General features: G+C 71.8%; 15 protein-coding genes. 10 read left to right on the plus strand and 5 right to left on the minus strand.

Annotated features, from left to right (window positions below; translation table 11 throughout):
- Position 1 precedes the first annotated feature (1 nt).
- Complete coding sequence (panB, locus tag ACFZAT_RS05535; RefSeq protein WP_391260522.1) at positions 2 to 886, minus strand: 3-methyl-2-oxobutanoate hydroxymethyltransferase; 885 nt, start codon at positions 884 to 886, stop codon at positions 2 to 4.
- 180 nt (positions 887 to 1,066) lie between these two features.
- Between panB and ACFZAT_RS05540 the strand changes: the two genes are divergently transcribed.
- The 4 genes from ACFZAT_RS05540 (at position 1,067) to ACFZAT_RS05555 (ending at position 6,127) form a co-directional block, all read left to right on the plus strand.
- Complete coding sequence (locus ACFZAT_RS05540) at positions 1,067 to 2,671, plus strand: DHA2 family efflux MFS transporter permease subunit (protein ID WP_391260524.1); 1,605 nt, start codon at positions 1,067 to 1,069, stop codon at positions 2,669 to 2,671.
- A gap of 126 nt (positions 2,672 to 2,797) precedes the next feature.
- Complete coding sequence (locus ACFZAT_RS05545; RefSeq protein WP_391260528.1) at positions 2,798 to 3,460, plus strand: TetR/AcrR family transcriptional regulator C-terminal ligand-binding domain-containing protein; 663 nt, start codon at positions 2,798 to 2,800, stop codon at positions 3,458 to 3,460.
- 166 nt (positions 3,461 to 3,626) lie between these two features.
- Positions 3,627 to 4,649 (plus strand): endonuclease/exonuclease/phosphatase family protein, encoded by a 1,023-nt coding sequence (locus tag ACFZAT_RS05550; RefSeq protein ID WP_391260531.1) that lies wholly within the window; start codon positions 3,627 to 3,629, stop codon positions 4,647 to 4,649.
- A gap of 230 nt (positions 4,650 to 4,879) precedes the next feature.
- Positions 4,880 to 6,127, plus strand: coding sequence for an MFS transporter (locus ACFZAT_RS05555; RefSeq protein ID WP_391260534.1), 1,248 nt, complete (start codon positions 4,880 to 4,882; stop codon positions 6,125 to 6,127).
- Positions 6,128 to 6,206: 79 nt separating this feature from the next.
- Here ACFZAT_RS05555 and ACFZAT_RS05560 read toward each other — a convergent pair whose 3' ends face one another.
- Positions 6,207 to 7,961 (minus strand): NAD+ synthase, encoded by a 1,755-nt coding sequence (locus tag ACFZAT_RS05560; RefSeq protein ID WP_391260536.1) that lies wholly within the window; start codon positions 7,959 to 7,961, stop codon positions 6,207 to 6,209.
- 131 nt (positions 7,962 to 8,092) lie between these two features.
- Between ACFZAT_RS05560 and ACFZAT_RS05565 the strand changes: the two genes are divergently transcribed.
- The 3 genes from ACFZAT_RS05565 to ACFZAT_RS05575 all read left to right on the plus strand — a co-directional run bounded on the left by ACFZAT_RS05565 (position 8,093) and on the right by ACFZAT_RS05575 (position 11,056).
- Positions 8,093 to 8,539: an ATP-binding protein gene (locus ACFZAT_RS05565; RefSeq protein ID WP_391260539.1), complete on the plus strand. Its 447-nt coding sequence runs from the start codon at positions 8,093 to 8,095 to the stop codon at positions 8,537 to 8,539.
- A gap of 136 nt (positions 8,540 to 8,675) precedes the next feature.
- Complete coding sequence (locus ACFZAT_RS05570) at positions 8,676 to 9,029, plus strand: PRC-barrel domain-containing protein (protein WP_266536228.1); 354 nt, start codon at positions 8,676 to 8,678, stop codon at positions 9,027 to 9,029.
- Between the two features lie 125 nt (positions 9,030 to 9,154).
- The gene (locus ACFZAT_RS05575) at positions 9,155 to 11,056 is read left to right on the plus strand and encodes a hypothetical protein (protein ID WP_391260542.1); all 1,902 of its coding nucleotides are present in this window, start codon (positions 9,155 to 9,157) and stop codon (positions 11,054 to 11,056) included.
- 3 nt (positions 11,057 to 11,059) lie between these two features.
- Here ACFZAT_RS05575 and ACFZAT_RS05580 read toward each other — a convergent pair whose 3' ends face one another.
- Positions 11,060 to 11,548 (minus strand): ATP-binding protein, encoded by a 489-nt coding sequence (locus ACFZAT_RS05580; RefSeq protein WP_391260544.1) that lies wholly within the window; start codon positions 11,546 to 11,548, stop codon positions 11,060 to 11,062.
- Positions 11,549 to 11,622: 74 nt separating this feature from the next.
- Positions 11,623 to 11,949, minus strand: coding sequence for an STAS domain-containing protein (locus ACFZAT_RS05585; protein ID WP_391260547.1), 327 nt, complete (start codon positions 11,947 to 11,949; stop codon positions 11,623 to 11,625).
- Between the two features lie 226 nt (positions 11,950 to 12,175).
- Here ACFZAT_RS05585 and mug point away from each other — a divergent pair, with 226 nt between their 5' ends.
- On the plus strand, positions 12,176 to 12,772 hold the full coding sequence (gene mug, locus ACFZAT_RS05590) for a G/U mismatch-specific DNA glycosylase (protein WP_391260550.1): 597 nt from the start codon (positions 12,176 to 12,178) through the stop codon (positions 12,770 to 12,772).
- Between the two features lie 9 nt (positions 12,773 to 12,781).
- Here the strand turns inward: mug and ACFZAT_RS05595 are convergent, their stop codons facing one another.
- Complete coding sequence (locus tag ACFZAT_RS05595; RefSeq protein ID WP_391260553.1) at positions 12,782 to 13,468, minus strand: DUF3105 domain-containing protein; 687 nt, start codon at positions 13,466 to 13,468, stop codon at positions 12,782 to 12,784.
- A 222-nt stretch (positions 13,469 to 13,690) separates the two neighbouring features.
- Here ACFZAT_RS05595 and glnA point away from each other — a divergent pair, with 222 nt between their 5' ends.
- On the plus strand, positions 13,691 to 15,052 hold the full coding sequence (glnA, locus tag ACFZAT_RS05600; RefSeq protein ID WP_018103490.1) for a type I glutamate--ammonia ligase: 1,362 nt from the start codon (positions 13,691 to 13,693) through the stop codon (positions 15,050 to 15,052).
- Positions 15,053 to 15,149: 97 nt separating this feature from the next.
- The gene (locus tag ACFZAT_RS05605; protein ID WP_391260557.1) at positions 15,150 to 16,139 is read left to right on the plus strand and encodes a CehA/McbA family metallohydrolase; all 990 of its coding nucleotides are present in this window, start codon (positions 15,150 to 15,152) and stop codon (positions 16,137 to 16,139) included.
- Positions 16,140 to 16,173 lie beyond the last annotated feature (34 nt).

The following is a 16,173-nucleotide window of genomic DNA, read 5'->3' on the forward strand; positions in this document are numbered from 1 at the left end:
CTCAGTGGAAGGTGTGCTCCGGGGCCGGGAACGTGCCGCCCACGACCTCCTCCGCGTACGCCTTGGCGGCGTCGCCGAGGATCTGCCGCAGGTCGGCGTACTGCTTGGTGAAGCGCGGCACCTTGCCGCCGGTCAGCCCGACCATGTCGGTGTAGACCAGCACCTGGGCGTCGGTGTCCGGACCCGCGCCGATCCCGATGGTCGGGATGTGCAGGATGCGGGTGACCTCGGCGGCCAGCTCGGCCGGTACGAGCTCCAGGACGACGGCGAACGCACCCGCGTCCTGTACGGCCTTGGCGTCGCGCAGCATCTGCTGGGCGGCCTCCTCGCCCCGGCCCTGGACCCGGTAGCCCATCGCGTTCACGGACTGCGGGGTCAGGCCGATGTGGGCCATGACCGGGATGCCGGCGTCGACCAGCAGCTTGATCTGCTCGTGGCTGCGCTCGCCGCCCTCCAGCTTGACCGCGCTGACGCCGGACTCCTTGATGAGCCGGGTGGCGTTGCGCAGGGCCTGGACCGGGCTCTCCTGGTACGCGCCGAAGGGGAGGTCCGCGACGATCAGGGCGCGCCTGGTGCCCCGGACGACGGCGGCGGACAGGATGGCGATCTCGTCCATCGTGACGGGCACGGTGGTCTCGTAGCCGAGGTGACAGTTGCCCATGGAGTCGCCGACGAGCATGACCGGGATGCCGGCCTCGTCGAAGACGGACGCGGTCATCGCGTCGTAGGCGGTGAGCATGGGCCACTTCTCGCCGCGCGCGGTGGCGGCGGCGATGTCGTGGACGGTGACCCGGCGGCTGCTCTTGCCCCCGTACAGCGCCTTGCTGCTGTCGGAGGGGGCACCCGCGGGGGTGGCGGACTGGTTCTGCGCAGCCTGAAGCGACATGGCAGGTGACTCCTTCGTCATCTCGAGGCGCCCTGACGGCGTCCCCGGATCTCTTCCATGGTGGCATCCCGGAGCCGGTCGCGGGAAGTGGGCCGCACGGCCGGGCCCTCGGGCCCGGCCTCGGTAAAGGTTTTACAATACGAGACGGTCTCGTATCGGAATGCGTCTAGGCTGCTCCTCATGTCCACACCCTCCGGCGCTCCCGCCGTGTCCCAGATACCGGAGGCGGTCCACCGCCGCCGCTGGGCGATTCTCGTGGTCCTGATGTTCAGCCTGCTCATCGTGGTGCTGGACAACTCGATCCTGAACGTCGCCGTCAAGACGATCGCCTCCCCTTCGCCCACCGGCATCGGCGCCACCCAGAGCGAGCTGGAGTGGGCGATCAACTCCTACACGCTCGTCTTCGCCGGCCTGCTCTTCACCGCCGGTCTGCTCGGCGACCGCCTCGGCCGCAAGAAGGTCCTGCTCTTCGGCATCACCCTCTTCGGCATCGGCTCCGCCCTCGCCGCCCTGTCCGACACGCCCGGCCAGCTCATCACCTGGCGCGCCCTGATGGGCTTCGGCGCCGCCTTCGTCATGCCGGCCACGCTCGCCGTCCTGATGAACGTCTTCGAGCGCGACGAGCAGCCCAAGGCGATCGGCATCTGGGCCGGCAGCGTCGGCCTCGGCATCGCGATCGGCCCGATCACCGGCGGCCTGCTCCTCGAACACTTCTGGTGGGGCTCGATCTTCCTGGTCAACGTCCCCGTGGTGATCGTCGCGCTGGTCGCTATGGTGCTGCTGGTGCCGGACTCGAAGGACCCGCGCCCCGGCCGGCTGGACCCGCTCGGCGTGGTGCTCTCCATCATCGGGCTGGTGCTGCTGGTGTACGGCATCATCCGGGGCGGCGAGCTCGCCGACTTCACCGACGTCTCCGTCCTCCTCCCGGTCCTCGGCGGCCTCGCCGTCCTGGTGGTCTTCGTCCTCCACGAGAAGCGCAGCGCCAGCCCGGCCATCGACGTCTCGTACTTCAAGAAGCCCGCGTTCTCCGCCGCCGTCGCCGCGATCGCGCTGATCTTCTTCGCGCTGATGGGCGTCACCTTCTTCTCCGCCTTCTACATGCAGAGCGTCCGCGGCTGGAGCGCCCTCCAGTCCGGGCTGCTGATCCTGCCGCTGGCCGTCGCCCAGATGCTCTTCGCGCCGCGCGCCCGGATCGTCGTCGCCCGCTTCGGCGCCCGCGCCGTCTGCACGGCGGGCATGCTCGCCGTCGCCGTCGGCCTGGCCGCCTTCGCGCTCTTCGACGCGGACACGCCCGTCTGGCTGATGTGCGTCGTCTTCTTCGTCCAGGGCACCGGCATGGCCCACGTCATGCCGCCGGTCACCGTCGCCGTCATGCAGGCCCTGCCGCGCGAGAAGGCCGGTTCCGGCTCGGCCGTCAACAACACGTTCCGCCAGGTCGGCGGCGCGCTCGGGATCGCCGTGCTCGGCTCGGTGCTGTCCACCGTCTACCGGGGCGACATCGAGGACCACCTCGGCGCCCTGCCCTCCGGGGCCCGGGACGCGGCGGGGGAGTCCATCGAGGCCACCCTCGCCGTCGCGGAGAAGCTGGGCCCCAAGGGCGCCCCGCTGGTCACCGCCGCGCACGACGCCTTCATGAGCGCCATGCACGTCACGGCCCTCGGCTCGGCCGCCGTCGCCCTCGTCGGCACGCTCGTCGTCGCCCTGTGGCTCCCGGGCCGCGAGCCGGCCGCGCCGCAGGCCGTACGCGAGGAGGAGCGCCCCGCCCCGGCGGGCGCCGAACGATGACGGTTCCGGCCGCGTCCGGCTGAACCTTCCGGGTGAACCGGGCCGTGTCGCGCGGCCCGGTTCACCCGTGGGGACCTGCCCTCTTCCGCGTCGGCGAGAATCGGGGGCGGCGAAAGGTGGTTTCACGTGCAGGCTCAGGCACCGGACGAGCGGTCCGGCGAGGCTCCCGGCCCCCCGGGACCCGGGGACGACTCCGAGCCGCGCCGGGGACGGCCGCGCAGCGCCGCGGCCGAGGCGGCCATCCTGGACGCCGTCGTGGAGCTGCTGGAGGCCGGTGAACCCCTCGCCGCGCTCTCCATCGAGCGCATCGCCCGCACCGCCGGGGTCGGCAAGGCCACCATCTACCGGCGCTGGGCCGGCAAGGAGGAACTCTTCGTCGACGTGCTCCGCGCCATCGAGCCCCCGGAGCCCGAGGTCTCAGGCACCGGCGGCCTCGGCGACCTCCGCGTCCTGCTGGAGTCCATGCGCAGACGCGGCCTCGCCCAGCGCTCCTCCGTACTCCTGCACAACGTGTTCGCGCAGATGAAGAGCCACCCCAAGCTCTGGCACGAGTACCAGTGCACCGTGGTCGCCCCCCGCCGCCTCGCCATGGTCGCCGCCGTCCGGCGCGCAGTCGAGGCGGGCGAGCTGCGGGACGACACGGACGTGGAGCTGATGGACGACCTGTTCCTGGGCCCCATGCTCGTACGCACCATCCACCGGCCCGACGCGCCGCTGCCCGAGGATCTCGCCGACCGCATCATCGCCCTGGTGATGGAAGGTCTCGCGCCCCGGCGCGGACGGATGTGATCGTTACGTCACAGAGCACCGCGATTCCCCGCTCCTCAGGAACTGCCGGGGCCGCCTCCCACGTCCTCGTGGCAGTACGACCGCCACAGGCGGCATGAAAGGCATCGCGCATCCCCTAGGGTCGGGGGCGCGGCGATGTGTACGGCAAGGCAGTGAGGACAGCGCGATGGTGCAGGCGTACAGGGCGGACACCGGGAACGGCGTGGGACCGCAGCGCTCCGGCTCCCGGGACCTGCGCGACAGATTCGTCCGGCGTCTGAGGGACCGGGGCACCTGGCGGCGCGGGATCGTGTTGGCCTGCTGCTCGCTCCTGCTGACCTTCGTGATGGCCTTCCACGCCCAGATCCCGAACACCATCGGCAACCTGGGCAGCCTCTCCGAGACGTTCCTGCCGTGGATCGGCGTGTTCTTCCCGGTGCTGCTCGTGCTCGGCCTGGTGCGCCGCTCGGGTACCGCGCTGGTGGCGCTGGTGCTGCCGGTCGTGGTCTGGTTCAACGTGTTCGGCGGCCTGTTCACGGACAAGTCCGGCAGCGGCGGCGATCTCACGGTCGCCACGCACAACGTCAACGCCGACAATCCCGACCCGGCCGCCACGGCCGACCAGGTCGCGGGCTCCGGCGCGGACGTCGTCGCCCTCCAGGAGCTGCCCGCCGGCAAGGTGGCGGCGTACGAGAAGGCGCTCAAAGGCCGCTTCCGGTACCACTCGGTGCAGGGCACCGTGGGCCTCTGGAGCAAGTACCCGCTGAGCGACACCCGCCCGGTGGACCTCAGGATGGGCTGGGTCCGCGCCATGCGGACGACCGTCGCGACGCCCGAGGGCCCCCTCGCGGTCTATGTGGCGCACCTGCCCTCCGTACGGGTCAAGCTCCACGCCGGCTTCACCGCCAACCAGCGCGACCAGAGCGCCGACGCCCTCGGCAAGGCCATCTCCCGCGAACCGCTCGCCCGTGTCGCCCTGCTCGGCGACCTCAACGGCACGATGAACGACCGCGCGCTCAAGGCGGTCACCTCGCAGATGCGCTCCACGCAGGGCGCGGCCGGCGACGGCTTCGGGTTCAGCTGGCCCGCGAAGTTCCCGATGGCGCGGATCGACCAGATCATGGTCAAGGGCGTCGAGCCCATGTCCTCCTGGACGCTTCCCGCCACCGGCAGCGACCACCTCCCGATCGCCGCCCGCGTCAAACTCTGACGCAACGAGCCGTTTACCGGATCGCACCACTTCTCTGAGAGACTTTGTTCCGTACGGGAACAAGGTCGCCGGCGACGAGGCCGGTCCGCCGCCGTGCGCCCCGCCGACCGGCGGACGGCGCGGGCGTGCGTGCGACCACGTCCCCTCCCGCTCCCTCCGTGTGTCCGCAGGCCCCGACCGGGCCCCGCCGGGCTGCGGCGGGGGCCCCTGAAGCGGAAAGGTCTCTCCTCATGCCCCTGGCCCTGCTCGCGCTGGCTGTGAGCGCCTTCGGCATCGGCACCACCGAGTTCGTGATGATGGGCCTGCTGCCCGACGTCGCGGACGACCTCGGCACCTCCGTCCCCACTGCGGGCTACCTCGTGTCGGCGTACGCGATCGGTGTGGTGATCGGCGCCCCGCTGCTCACCGCCGTCGGCTCCCGCGTCCCGCGCAAGCGGATGCTCCTGCTCCTGATGGCCCTCTTCACCGTCGGCAACCTCGCCTCCGCGCTCGCCCCGGGCTTCGGCTGGCTGATCGCGGGCCGGCTCCTGGCCGGTCTGCCGCACGGCGCGTTCTTCGGCGTCGGGGCGGTGGTCGCCTCCCGCCTCGTGCCCGAGGGGCGCCGGGCGCGGGCCGTCGCGACGATGTTCCTCGGCCTGACGGTCGCCAACATCGTCGGCGTGCCCGCCGCCACCCTGCTCGGCCAGCACCTCGGCTGGCGGGCCACCTTCCTGGTCGTCGCGGCCATCGGCGTCTGCGCGATGGCGGCCCTTGCCCGGCTCGTACCGCAGATCCCCGTGGAGGCCCGGCAGAACGTGCGCCACGAGCTGCGGGCGCTCGGCAACCGGCAGGTCCTGCTCGGCCTCCTCACCGCGGTCTTCGGCTTCGCCGGCGTGTTCGCGGTCTACTCCTACCTCTCCGCGATGACCACGAAGGCCATGGGCTTCGGCGAATCCGCGGTGACGCCGGTGCTCGCGCTCTTCGGCATCGGCATGACCCTGGGAGCGCTGGCCGCCGGCCCGCTCACGGACCGGGCCCTGCGCCCGACGCTGTACGGCTCCCTGGGCGCCCTCGCCGTGGTCCTGGCGGTCTTCCCGTCGGCGGCGCACATCAAGTGGGCGGCGCTGGTGATGGTGGTGCTGCTGGGCGCGGTGGGCTTCATGACGACCACGCCGCTCCAGATGCTGGTCATGAACAAGGCCAAGGACGCCCCCACCCTGGCCTCCGCCTCCAACCACTCCGCCTTCAACCTGGCCAACGCGGGCGGCGCGTGGCTCGGCGGCGCGGCGATCGCGGCAGGCTGGGGCTGGACGTCCCCGGCCGTCGTGGGCGCGGCCCTGGCCCTCGCCGGCCTGGCGATAGCGGTCACAGCGGGCACGCTGGACCGCGAGCGCGGCACGTCGAAGGTGGTGGCGCGCCGACTCCGGGCCCACGCCGCGCACGACCCAGCCCGTCCGGCGCTTGAGGACAAGACCTCGGCCGGAACGGGCCGCAACTGACGGACGAACGGAGCCCGTCCGGCGCTTGAGGACAAACCCTCAGCCCCGGGCGGGCTCGCGTATCAGGGACCCGCCGGTTTCAGCCGGCCTCGCGCCAGCGATTCGTGATCGGCAGCCGCCGGTCCTTGCCGAACCCCTTCGGCGAGATCTTCGTCCCCGGCGGATACTGCCGCCGCTTGTACTCCGCCGTATCCACCATCCGCAGCGTCTTCGCCACCAGCGCCCGGTCGAACCCGGCCGCCACGATCGCTTCGAGCCCCTGGTCCCGGTCCACGTACAGCTCAAGGATGCGGTCGAGCACGTCGTAGTCCGGCAGCGAGTCCGTGTCCACCTGACCCGGCCGCAGCTCCGCGCTCGGCGGCTTCGTGATGGACGCCTCCGGGATCGGCGGGGTCTGCCCGCGCTCCTCGGCGGCCCGGTTGCGCCACTTCGCCAGCCGGAACACCGACGTCTTGTACACGTCCTTGATCGGCCCGTACGCCCCGACGGAGTCCCCGTACAGCGTCGAGTACCCGACCGCCAGCTCCGACTTGTTGCCCGGCGCCAGGACGATCTGGCCCTCCTGGTTGGAGATGGCCATCAGCATCGTGCCGCGCAGCCGCGACTGGAGGTTCTCCTCTGCGAGCCCGGTGAGCCCCAGCGAACCCATGTACGCGTCGAACATCGGCTCGATCGGCACGGTCCGGAAGTTGAGCCCGGTGCGCCGCGCCAGCTCCGCCGCGTCGCCCTTGGAGTGGTCCGAGGAGTACTTGGACGGCATCGACACCCCGTACACCTGCTGCGCGCCCAGCGCATCGCACGCGATCGCGGCGACGAGCGCCGAGTCGATGCCCCCGGAGAGCCCGATGAGCACGCTGGTGAAACCGTTCTTCGCGGCGTAGGCCCGCAGGCCGACCACGAGGGCCGTGTACAGCTCCTCGTCGTCGTCCAGCCGGTCCGCGTAACCGCCCGCCAGCTCCGCCTCGTACGGCGGCAGCGGCTCCTCGGAGAGGACCACGTGGTCGATCCGCAGCCCGTCGGCGACCACACCGGACGGCGCCTCGGCCGGGGCGGCGGGCAGTTCCAGGTCGAGGATCACGCTGCCCTCGGCGAACTGCGGGGCGCGGGCGATGACCTCGCCCTCCCGGTCGACCACGATCGAGTCGCCGTCGAAGACCAGCTCGTCCTGGCCGCCGATCATCGCGAGGTAGGCGGTCGTGCAGCCGGCCTCACGGGCGCGCTTGCGGACCAGTTCCAGCCGGGTGTCGTCCTTGTCCCGCTCGTACGGCGAGGCGTTGACCGACAGCAGCAGCCCGGCCCCGGCGGCGCGCGCGGCCGGGACGCGGCCGCCGTCCTGCCACAGGTCCTCGCAGATCGCGAGGGCGACATCGACGCCGTGCACGCGTACGACCGGCATCGAGTCGCCCGGCACGAAGTACCGGAACTCGTCGAAGACGCCGTAGTTCGGCAGATGGTGCTTGGCGAAGTTCAGCGCGATCCCGCCGCGGTGCAGCACCGCGGCGGCGTTGCGCGGCGAGCCGGCGGGCTGGCCGTAGCGCTCCGCCGCGAACTCCGAGCGGTCGAGATAGCCGACGAGGACCGGGATCTCCCCGAAGCCCTCCGCGTCGAGGCGGGCGGCGAGCGCGCGCAGCGCCGCCCGCGACGCCTCGACGAAGGACGACCGCAGGGCCAGGTCCTCGACGGGGTAGCCGGTCAGCACCATCTCGGGGAACGCCACGAAGTGGGCGCCCTGTTCGGCGGAGTGCCGGGTCCAGTGGACGATCGCCTCGGCGTTGCCGGCGAGGTCGCCGACGGTCGAGTCGATCTGATTCAGTGCGAGGCGTAGTTGAGGCACGCCCCCACTCTAATCGTCTGACTGACGCGATGTCCTGCCGGGTCACGCACGGGCACCCGCCCGGGGCGGACGCCCGCCTCCTCCGTACGGGGGTGTGTGAAGGCGGGCCGACCGGGCACGTGAGGGGAGCTATGCATGATGACCTGAGTGCCGCGGAATTCGGAGAAGGCCCGGAAGGCGTGCCGGACGAGTTCGCGATCTCCCTTGTCCCGGAAAGTGCCGCCGCCGCGCGCGACGCGGTCACCGAATTGCTGACGACGCAATTCTGCGCACTGGTCGGTGCGGAAATGACCTCCGATGTCGTCGTCGCCGACGCCCTGCTGGTCACATCGGAGCTGGTGACCAATGCCGTGGTGCACGCGGGGGGCGTCACCGGATTCGCGGCCGAACTCACCGGTGACGGCCTGCGGATCACCGTATCGGACGCGAGCCCCCGTCTGCCCGTCGTCGAAGCGGGCGGCGCCGGCTGGGTGGGCGGCGGCTACGGCTGGACCCTGGTGTGCCGGCTCGCCGAGCGGGTGGCGATCGACGTGAGCCCCCGCGGCAAGTCCATCACGGCTCTGGTCACCATGGCCTGATCGCCGGCCCGGGCCTTCTCCCGCCCGGCGGGAAATAATTCCTGAATTTCCCGGACGGCGATGTGTGAGGGCCGAATCGCCGGGCACGCGGTGGGCCGAGAGGGAATGACGGAAATTCTTATTGGGAGGGTTTTTCATGAGTGACAACATGTGGGGTTACGAGCCGACCTCCGGTTACATCGCCGGTGCCGACCTGACCGGATACAAGGTCGAGGCGACGGACGGCAGCATCGGCAAGGTCGACAAGCACTCGGACGAAGTGGGCTCCGCCTACCTGGTCGTCGACACCGGGGTGTGGATCTTCGGCAAGCACGTGCTGCTGCCCGCCGGAACGGTGAGCGGCGTCGACGCCGAGGCGCGGAAGATCTTCGTCGACCTCACCAAGGACCAGATCAAGGACTCCCCGGAGTTCGACAAGGACAAGCACATCGGCGACTCCGGCTACCACGAGCAGATCGGCGGCTACTACCGGAGCCACCGGCGCCCGTGACCGGTGCCGCAGCGCGGTGGAAGGGCCCCAGGAGGAGATCCTGGGGCCCTTCGCGCATGGGCGCTCACTCGTTCGGTCCCGGCCGGTGGGCGTGTCCGTCGGCCGACGGGCTCGTTCTGTGAGGTATGAGCGAGCGAGATGAGCCGGTCCTGCCGCGTGCCGCCGACCGACGAGGACCGACGCCGTCGGCGGACCGCATACCCCTCGACCGGGTCGAAGCGGTGCTCATCGAGCACTATCCGCGTCTGGTACGGCTCGCCTACCTCACCCTCCCGGACGACCGGGGCCGCCACCGCCGCGTCCTGGACGCGCACCGCCTCGTGCAACGGGCGCTGCCGCGCCTGGCCCGCACCGTCCGCGTGGATCCCGAGGGGGACGTCTACGCCTGGCTGCGCACCCGTATCGTCCGCGCGGCACTCTCGGCCGGCACCCTGCGCGGCGTACCGGCCGTCGTCGGTCTCCGCCTCTTCCCGCAGGCCGGCGGGGTGGCCGAACTCGAACTGGACCGCAGCCTGTCGGCGATGACCCCGCCCGCGCGGGCCGCCTACGCCCTGCTCGTGCTGGAGGGGCTGCCCGACGCCGAGGCCGCCCGGGTGACGGACGACCCGGAGGCCGTGCGGAGCGCACACACCCTGCGTGAACGGCTCGGCGCCGACGGAGAACGCGCACTCGCCTCGACCGAGTTCGACCCCTGCGTGGTGCAGACGACCCCGGACGACCTCCTGCGCCGGCGCCGCAACCACCGCCTGACGGCAGCCGCGTGCGGCCTCGCGGCACTCGCCGGATGCGTCGCGCTGACGGCGCAGCTGATGCGCCCGGCCACCACCGCCCCCGCGGACCCGGCGGCCGGGCCCCGGGCCGCCTCCTCCGCCGCGCTCGATCCCCGGCACCTGGTCCGTACCGGCCCGGAGAGCTGGGCGGACACCTCCCGCGTCGACCTCACGGCCTGGCCCGCCCGGGGAAGCCTGGCCGGCGACGAGGGGCTGCTCTCCCGGGCCCTGCGGGTGTGGAGCCACCCCGCCGCGTCCGTGCGGCGCTCGGTCGCTCCGGGCGCGACGGACGAAGGACCGGCCCGCCCGCCCCAGCTGCTCTACGCGGGGGAGCTGGGGGGCCACAGGATCGTCCTGTTCTACGACGGCCGGCGCACCGTCCGCTACACCGAACCCGTACGCGGCGGCACCGGGGGAGCGGCACTGGACATCGCCCGCGCAGACGGCTCGGGCGTCACCGACGCCTCGGCGCTCGCCCTCGTACGCGGACCGTCCTCGGCGCGGTATCTGCTCGCCCCGTGGATCTCCGAGGCCGGCCTCCGCGATCTGCGCGCACCCGACCGCTTCCCCGAACCGCTGCGGACCGAGGGGGGAGTGACCCCGGCCGTCCCCCTTCCCCCGGACCAGGGCTGCGGCGCCTGGCCCGCCCTGCAGCTCCGCTCGTCGTCCAGGATCGTGGAGAACCACCGCTTCCTGCTCACCGACCTGGGCGGGATGGCCCCCGCACACCTCACCTACCAGCCCCTGCCGGGGAGCGGGCCGAAGCCCCGCGCCGCCGCCCGCCCGGTCGAAGCCACCGGCCGGGACGCCCTGCTGGCGTGGTCCGGGACCTCCTGCACACTGCCGGGACTGGATGCCGGAGTGCGCGCCGTGAACAGCTGGGACTTCGCCGGCCAGCGACTGCCCGGTGGCGGCGGCGGTACGTGGAGCTGCGTACGGGCCGACACCTGGCAGGGCCCGGGCCAGGTCGTCGTCGGGATGCGGCCCGATACCGGCCGACGGCTGCTCCGCGCGGGGGCCGAGCGCAACACCGCGGCCTGCTCCCGCTTCGGACAGCATGTGGTGGCCTCGGTGATCTACCGAGACAAGGACGGGAACCGCTACCTGCTCGCCGCCGGATCGCGAGGCGTCACGCGGCTCACCGCGGCCGGACAGACCGCCGCCGCCACCACCCTCGCCGTGCGGAACCCCACGAGCACCGCCGTGGAGGCCCGTACGCGTACGGGCCAGGTGCTCAGGCCGCCGGGGAGCGGCTGAGGGTCACCAGGCGGTGTGACCGTGGGGGCTGCGGTCGGGGGCGTCCTGCAGGGCGACCCCGACGCTCAGCCGCTTGCCGACCGGCTCACGGCGGACCTCGAAGCTCTGGCAGACCATGAGGACCAGCTCCAGGCCGTGGCTTCCGATGCGCGTGGGATCGGAAGCCGAGGCGGTGGGGAACGCGGCGCCGGAGTCCCACATGACGATGTTCAGCGTCTCACCGTCGGATTCGAGGTCCAGGAGGCAGGGCCCCGGCGCGTACTTGCAGACGTTGGTGGCCAGCTCGCTGACCACCAGCTGGGCGACGTCGACGGCGCGGTCGGACACCTCCCACGCGTGCAGCACCCGGCCCTCGTGGACGAAGTCCCGTACGAAGGCCCGGGCGCGGGCGATCTCGGCGGACGTCATCTCGTACGCGGCGCTGCCGCGCACGAGCTCCGCCCCGTTCCGCCGGCCCGGTGCGATGTCGTTGTGGGCCACGCGCTGTTCCATGTATCCCCCGTCCGGTCGGCTGCCTTTCGCAGCTCTTGGGCCGACTACCCCGGTATGCCGGTTCCAAGCAGCTGTCAGGCCGCCGGGCCGGACCGGGCCGCTTCGACGGTGGCGTACAGGTTGAGGAAGGTGTCGGCACCGACCACCTGGAGGAGGCGCCGCACCGTCGGCGAGGGGGCGGCGATCCTCAGGTCGCCCCGGTCGTGCAGGGTGAACACGAGGCGGAGGAAGGAGGAGTCGGCGAAGGAGATGCCGGCGGCGTCGAGGATGAGCGCGCCGTGCTCGGCGAGCGCGGAATCGGCCCGCTCCTGGAGTGCGGGCAGCGCTTCGATGTCCACGTCCCCGTGCGGGGCGATGACCGGCACGGAGGAGGGCGCATCGAGGGCGTCTCGGGATGTCATGGGCAGATCTTCGCAGCCCGCCGGCGCTCCTGGCGGATCGGCCCCCTCAATTGCCCCTCGGCCCGCGCGGGCGGCTTTCCGCGCGGGGCGGCTCTCCGCGCGGGTGGCGGACGGACGCCCGGCCGAGCAGGCTGGGATCAGGTCGAGGCCGGACGGGTACGACAGGAGGGGCCGGTATGCGCGAGGAGTACCCGGAGCGCGCGGGGCCCGGCCGGGCGGTCCGCTGATGCCGCCGGAAAGCCGGCCACGTCGTCGGCGCGCCACCGCGTCCGAGCGGGAGGCCGCCCGGACGAAGGAACTTCCGGACCTCGTCACCGACGGGCTGCGGCTCCTGCTGTGCGGGATCAACCCGGGCCTCGGGTCGGCAGCCGCCGGGCACCACTTCGCGAACCCCGGAAACCGCCTGTGGCCGGCCCTGTTCCGGGCCGGGTTCACCCCGCGCGTGCTCTCCGGCGAGCAGGAGCGGGAACTGCTCCCGCTGGGGATCGGCATCACGAGCATGGTCCGCCGCCCCACCGCTCGTGCCGCGGAGCTCACCCGGGCCGAGCTCCGCGAGGGCGCGCGGGACCTTCGTATCCGGGTGCGCGCTCTGCGTCCGGACTGGCTCGCGATGCTCGGGATCGGTACCTACCGCACCGCCTTCGACGCCCCGCAGGCCGTCATCGGCCCCCAGGAGACGGTCATCGGCCCGACCCGGGTATGGGTGCTGCCCAACCCCAGCGGACTGAACGCCCACTATCCGCCCGCCGCCCTGGCCCGCGAGTTCGCCAGGCTCAGGGAGGCCATGGGACAGCCCTCCGCCGAGGAGCCGCCGGGCCGCTGACGCCCCGGATCACTCCCCGTCGCGGCCGCCCGTGCAGGCAGCGCCCGGCTCGGGGGTCTGCGGCCCCTGCACGTAGTGCGCGAAGAACTGCGCCACGCGCGGATCGTCCGCCCCGTCCACGGTGACCTGCTTGCCCCAGGCGGTCAGCATGATGGCCCCCGTCTGGTCCTTGTAGGGGCTCATGAGCGAGTACGGCGTCTTGGACACCCGGTCGGCGAGCTTCGCCACGTCCGCGGCGGGCGCGTCGTCGGTGTACGTCACCCAGACCGAACCGTGCTCCAGGGCGTGCACGGCGTTCATGTCGGGGATGGACTTCTTGTAGACCTCGCCGTCGCAGTTCATCCAGACCGGGTCGTGGTCCCCGCCGACCGGGGGCTTCATGGGGTAGTCGACGGCGTCGGTCACATGGTTGCGGGTGAGCTTCTTCGCGTCCCAGGACTTCTCGCCCTCGATCGGCCCGGTGGCCAGGTTCTCGTCCGTCTCGCCGGCGGAGGGCGTGGAGCCCTTCCCGTCGGCGGTCATCGAACTGTCCGAGCCGCCGGAGTCCGACTTGTCGAGGATCGTGTACGAACCGAAGGCGACGAGCCCGGCGACGACGACGGCGCTGAGGCTCACCGTCAGGATCCGGTTGCGCCGGTCCCGCGCACGGTCGGCGTTGCGCATCTGCTCTATTCGGGCCCTGCGGTCGTAGCTCATGTCGTGTGGTCCTTCTGCGAAGGGGGACGGGGACCGGCCTGGGCGGTGTCGGGGGGGCGGTTCCCGCCCGTGCACACCACGGGCGCCGATCGTAGTGGGTGGCCGCGTGCTCCATGTCACGTCGGGTGCGTAATCTGGGGGAAATCCGGGGTCGTGATACTGGAGTCTCTCCCCAGCCCCGGGAGGTGGAGCACGGACCGTCTGAACTGCAAGGATGTGGCTATGGACAAGCAGCAGGAATTCGTCCTCAGGACCCTTGAGGAGCGCGACATCCGGTTCGTACGGCTCTGGTTCACCGATGTCCTCGGATATCTGAAGTCCGTGGCGGTCGCCCCGGCCGAGCTGGAACAGGCGTTTGACGAGGGCATCGGCTTCGACGGCTCCGCGATCGAGGGCTTCGCGCGCGTCTACGAGTCGGACATGATCGCCAAGCCGGACCCGGGGACGTTCCAGATCCTGCCGTGGCGCGCGGAGGCGCCGGGCACGGCCCGGATGTTCTGCGACATCCTCATGCCGGACGGCTCGCCGTCCTTCGCGGACCCGCGTTTCGTGCTCAAGCGCATCCTGGCCAAGACCTCGGACCTGGGCTTCACCTTCTACACCCACCCGGAGATCGAGTTCTTCCTCCTGAAGGACAAGCCGGTCGACGGCACCCGGCCCACCCCGGCCGACAGCTCCGGCTACTTCGACCACACCCCGCAGAACGTCGGCATGGACTTCCGCCGCCAGGCGATCACGATGCTCGAATCCATGGGCATCTCGGTCGAGTTCAGCCACCACGAGGGCGCGCCGGGCCAGCAGGAGATCGACCTGCGGTACGCGGACGCGCTGTCGACGGCCGACAACATCATGACGTTCCGCCTGGTCATGAAGCAGGTGGCGCTGGAGCAGGGCGTACAGGCGACGTTCATGCCGAAGCCGTTCTCGGAGTACCCCGGCTCGGGCATGCACACCCACCTCTCCCTCTTCGAGGGCGACCGCAACGCGTTCTACGAGTCCGGCGCGGAGTACCAGCTCTCCAAGGTCGGCCGCTCCTTCATCGCGGGCCTGCTGCGCCACGCCGCGGAGATCTCCGCCGTCACCAACCAGTGGGTCAACTCCTACAAGCGCATCTGGGGCGGCTCCTCCCGCGCCGCGGGCGCCGGCGGCGAGGCCCCCTCGTACATCTGCTGGGGCCACAACAACCGCTCCGCGCTGATCCGCGTCCCCATGTACAAGCCCGGCAAGACCGGCTCCGCCCGCGTCGAGGTCCGCTCCATCGACTCCGGCGCCAACCCGTACCTGACGTACGCGGTCCTCCTCGCCGCCGGCCTCAAGGGCATCGAGGAGGGCTACGAACTCCCGGCCGGCGCCGACGACGACGTCTGGGCCCTCTCCGACGCGGAACGCCGCGCGATGGGAATCGAACCCCTCCCGCAGAACCTGGGCGAGGCGATCTCCCTGATGGAGAAGAGCGAACTGGTCGCGGAAACCCTGGGCGAGCACGTCTTCGACTTCTTCCTGCGCAACAAGAAGCGGGAGTGGGAGGAGTACCGCAGCGAGGTCACGGCCTTCGAACTGAAGGCGCTGCTGCCGGTGTTGTAGGCGCGGCGGCTTGAAGAGCGCAACGCGGGCGGGGCGCCTGGTACAACCGGGTTGCCCCCGCCCGTGCGTTGGGATGTCAGGCCGTCGGAGGAGACGCATGTCGAGTTCGGACTTTCCGCCGGTGCGGGCGGCGGGGCGCGGGCCGGCCTGGTACCGAGGGGACTGCCACGTCCACTCCGTCCACTCGGACGGCGAGCTCACCCCGGAGGCGCTGGTCGCCGGGGCGCGCGCCGTCGGGCTCGACTTCATCGCGACGACGGAGCACAACGCGGCAGCGAGGCCGGGCGTTTGGGGTCATCTGGCCGCCGATGACTTCTTGATCCTGCTGGGTGAAGAGGTGACCACGAGGACCGGGCACTGGCTCGCGCTCGGCATCGAATCCGGCGAGGTCATTGACTGGAACCACCAGGCCGGGGACGGGCGGACGGGGGCGTGCCTGGACCGGGTCCACCGGGCAGGGGGCGTGTGCGTGGCCGCGCACCCGCGTGCGCCGTACCCGTCGGGCGACTTCATGTTCCCGTTCCCCGGCTTCGACGTGGTGGAGGTCTGGAACGGACTGTGGACGTCGGACCGCCCTTGGAACGCCGACAACGATGCGGCTCTGGCCGAGTGGGCGCGGTCCCTGGCAGCGGACATCCGCACGGGCTCGTGGCGCCCGGCGATGGGCAACAGCGATACCCACCTGGAGGGGCAGATCGGCACCCCTCACACCGTGGTCCTCGCCGAGGAACTGAGCACGGCGGCAGTTCTGGCCGGAATCCGCGCCGGCCGCAGCTGGATCGCCGAATCGACGGACGTGGAGGGGTCGTTCACCGCCCGCGCCGATGATCGCGTCGCCGGACTGGGAGAGCGCCTGGCGACGCACGGCGGGCAGGCGGAGGTTCGCGCGGCCGTACGAGGCGTCCCGGCGGGGACCGTCGGTTTCCACACGGACCGGGGCGAGGTCCACCAGGCGTCGCTGCCCGAGGACGGCGCGGGAACGGTGCGGTGGAACACGACAGCGGAACGGTCGGCGTTCGTCCGCATCGAGGTCCGCCACCCCGACGGGCACGCCGCCGCACTCACCAATCCGATCATCCTGGCCTGACGGGGCCCGGGCCGCAGACCGGACGTTCACGGCG

Origin of the sequence: Streptomyces sp. NPDC008163, from assembly GCF_042956885.1 — a bacterium.
GTDB lineage: Bacteria > Actinomycetota > Actinomycetes > Streptomycetales > Streptomycetaceae > Streptomyces > Streptomyces drozdowiczii_A.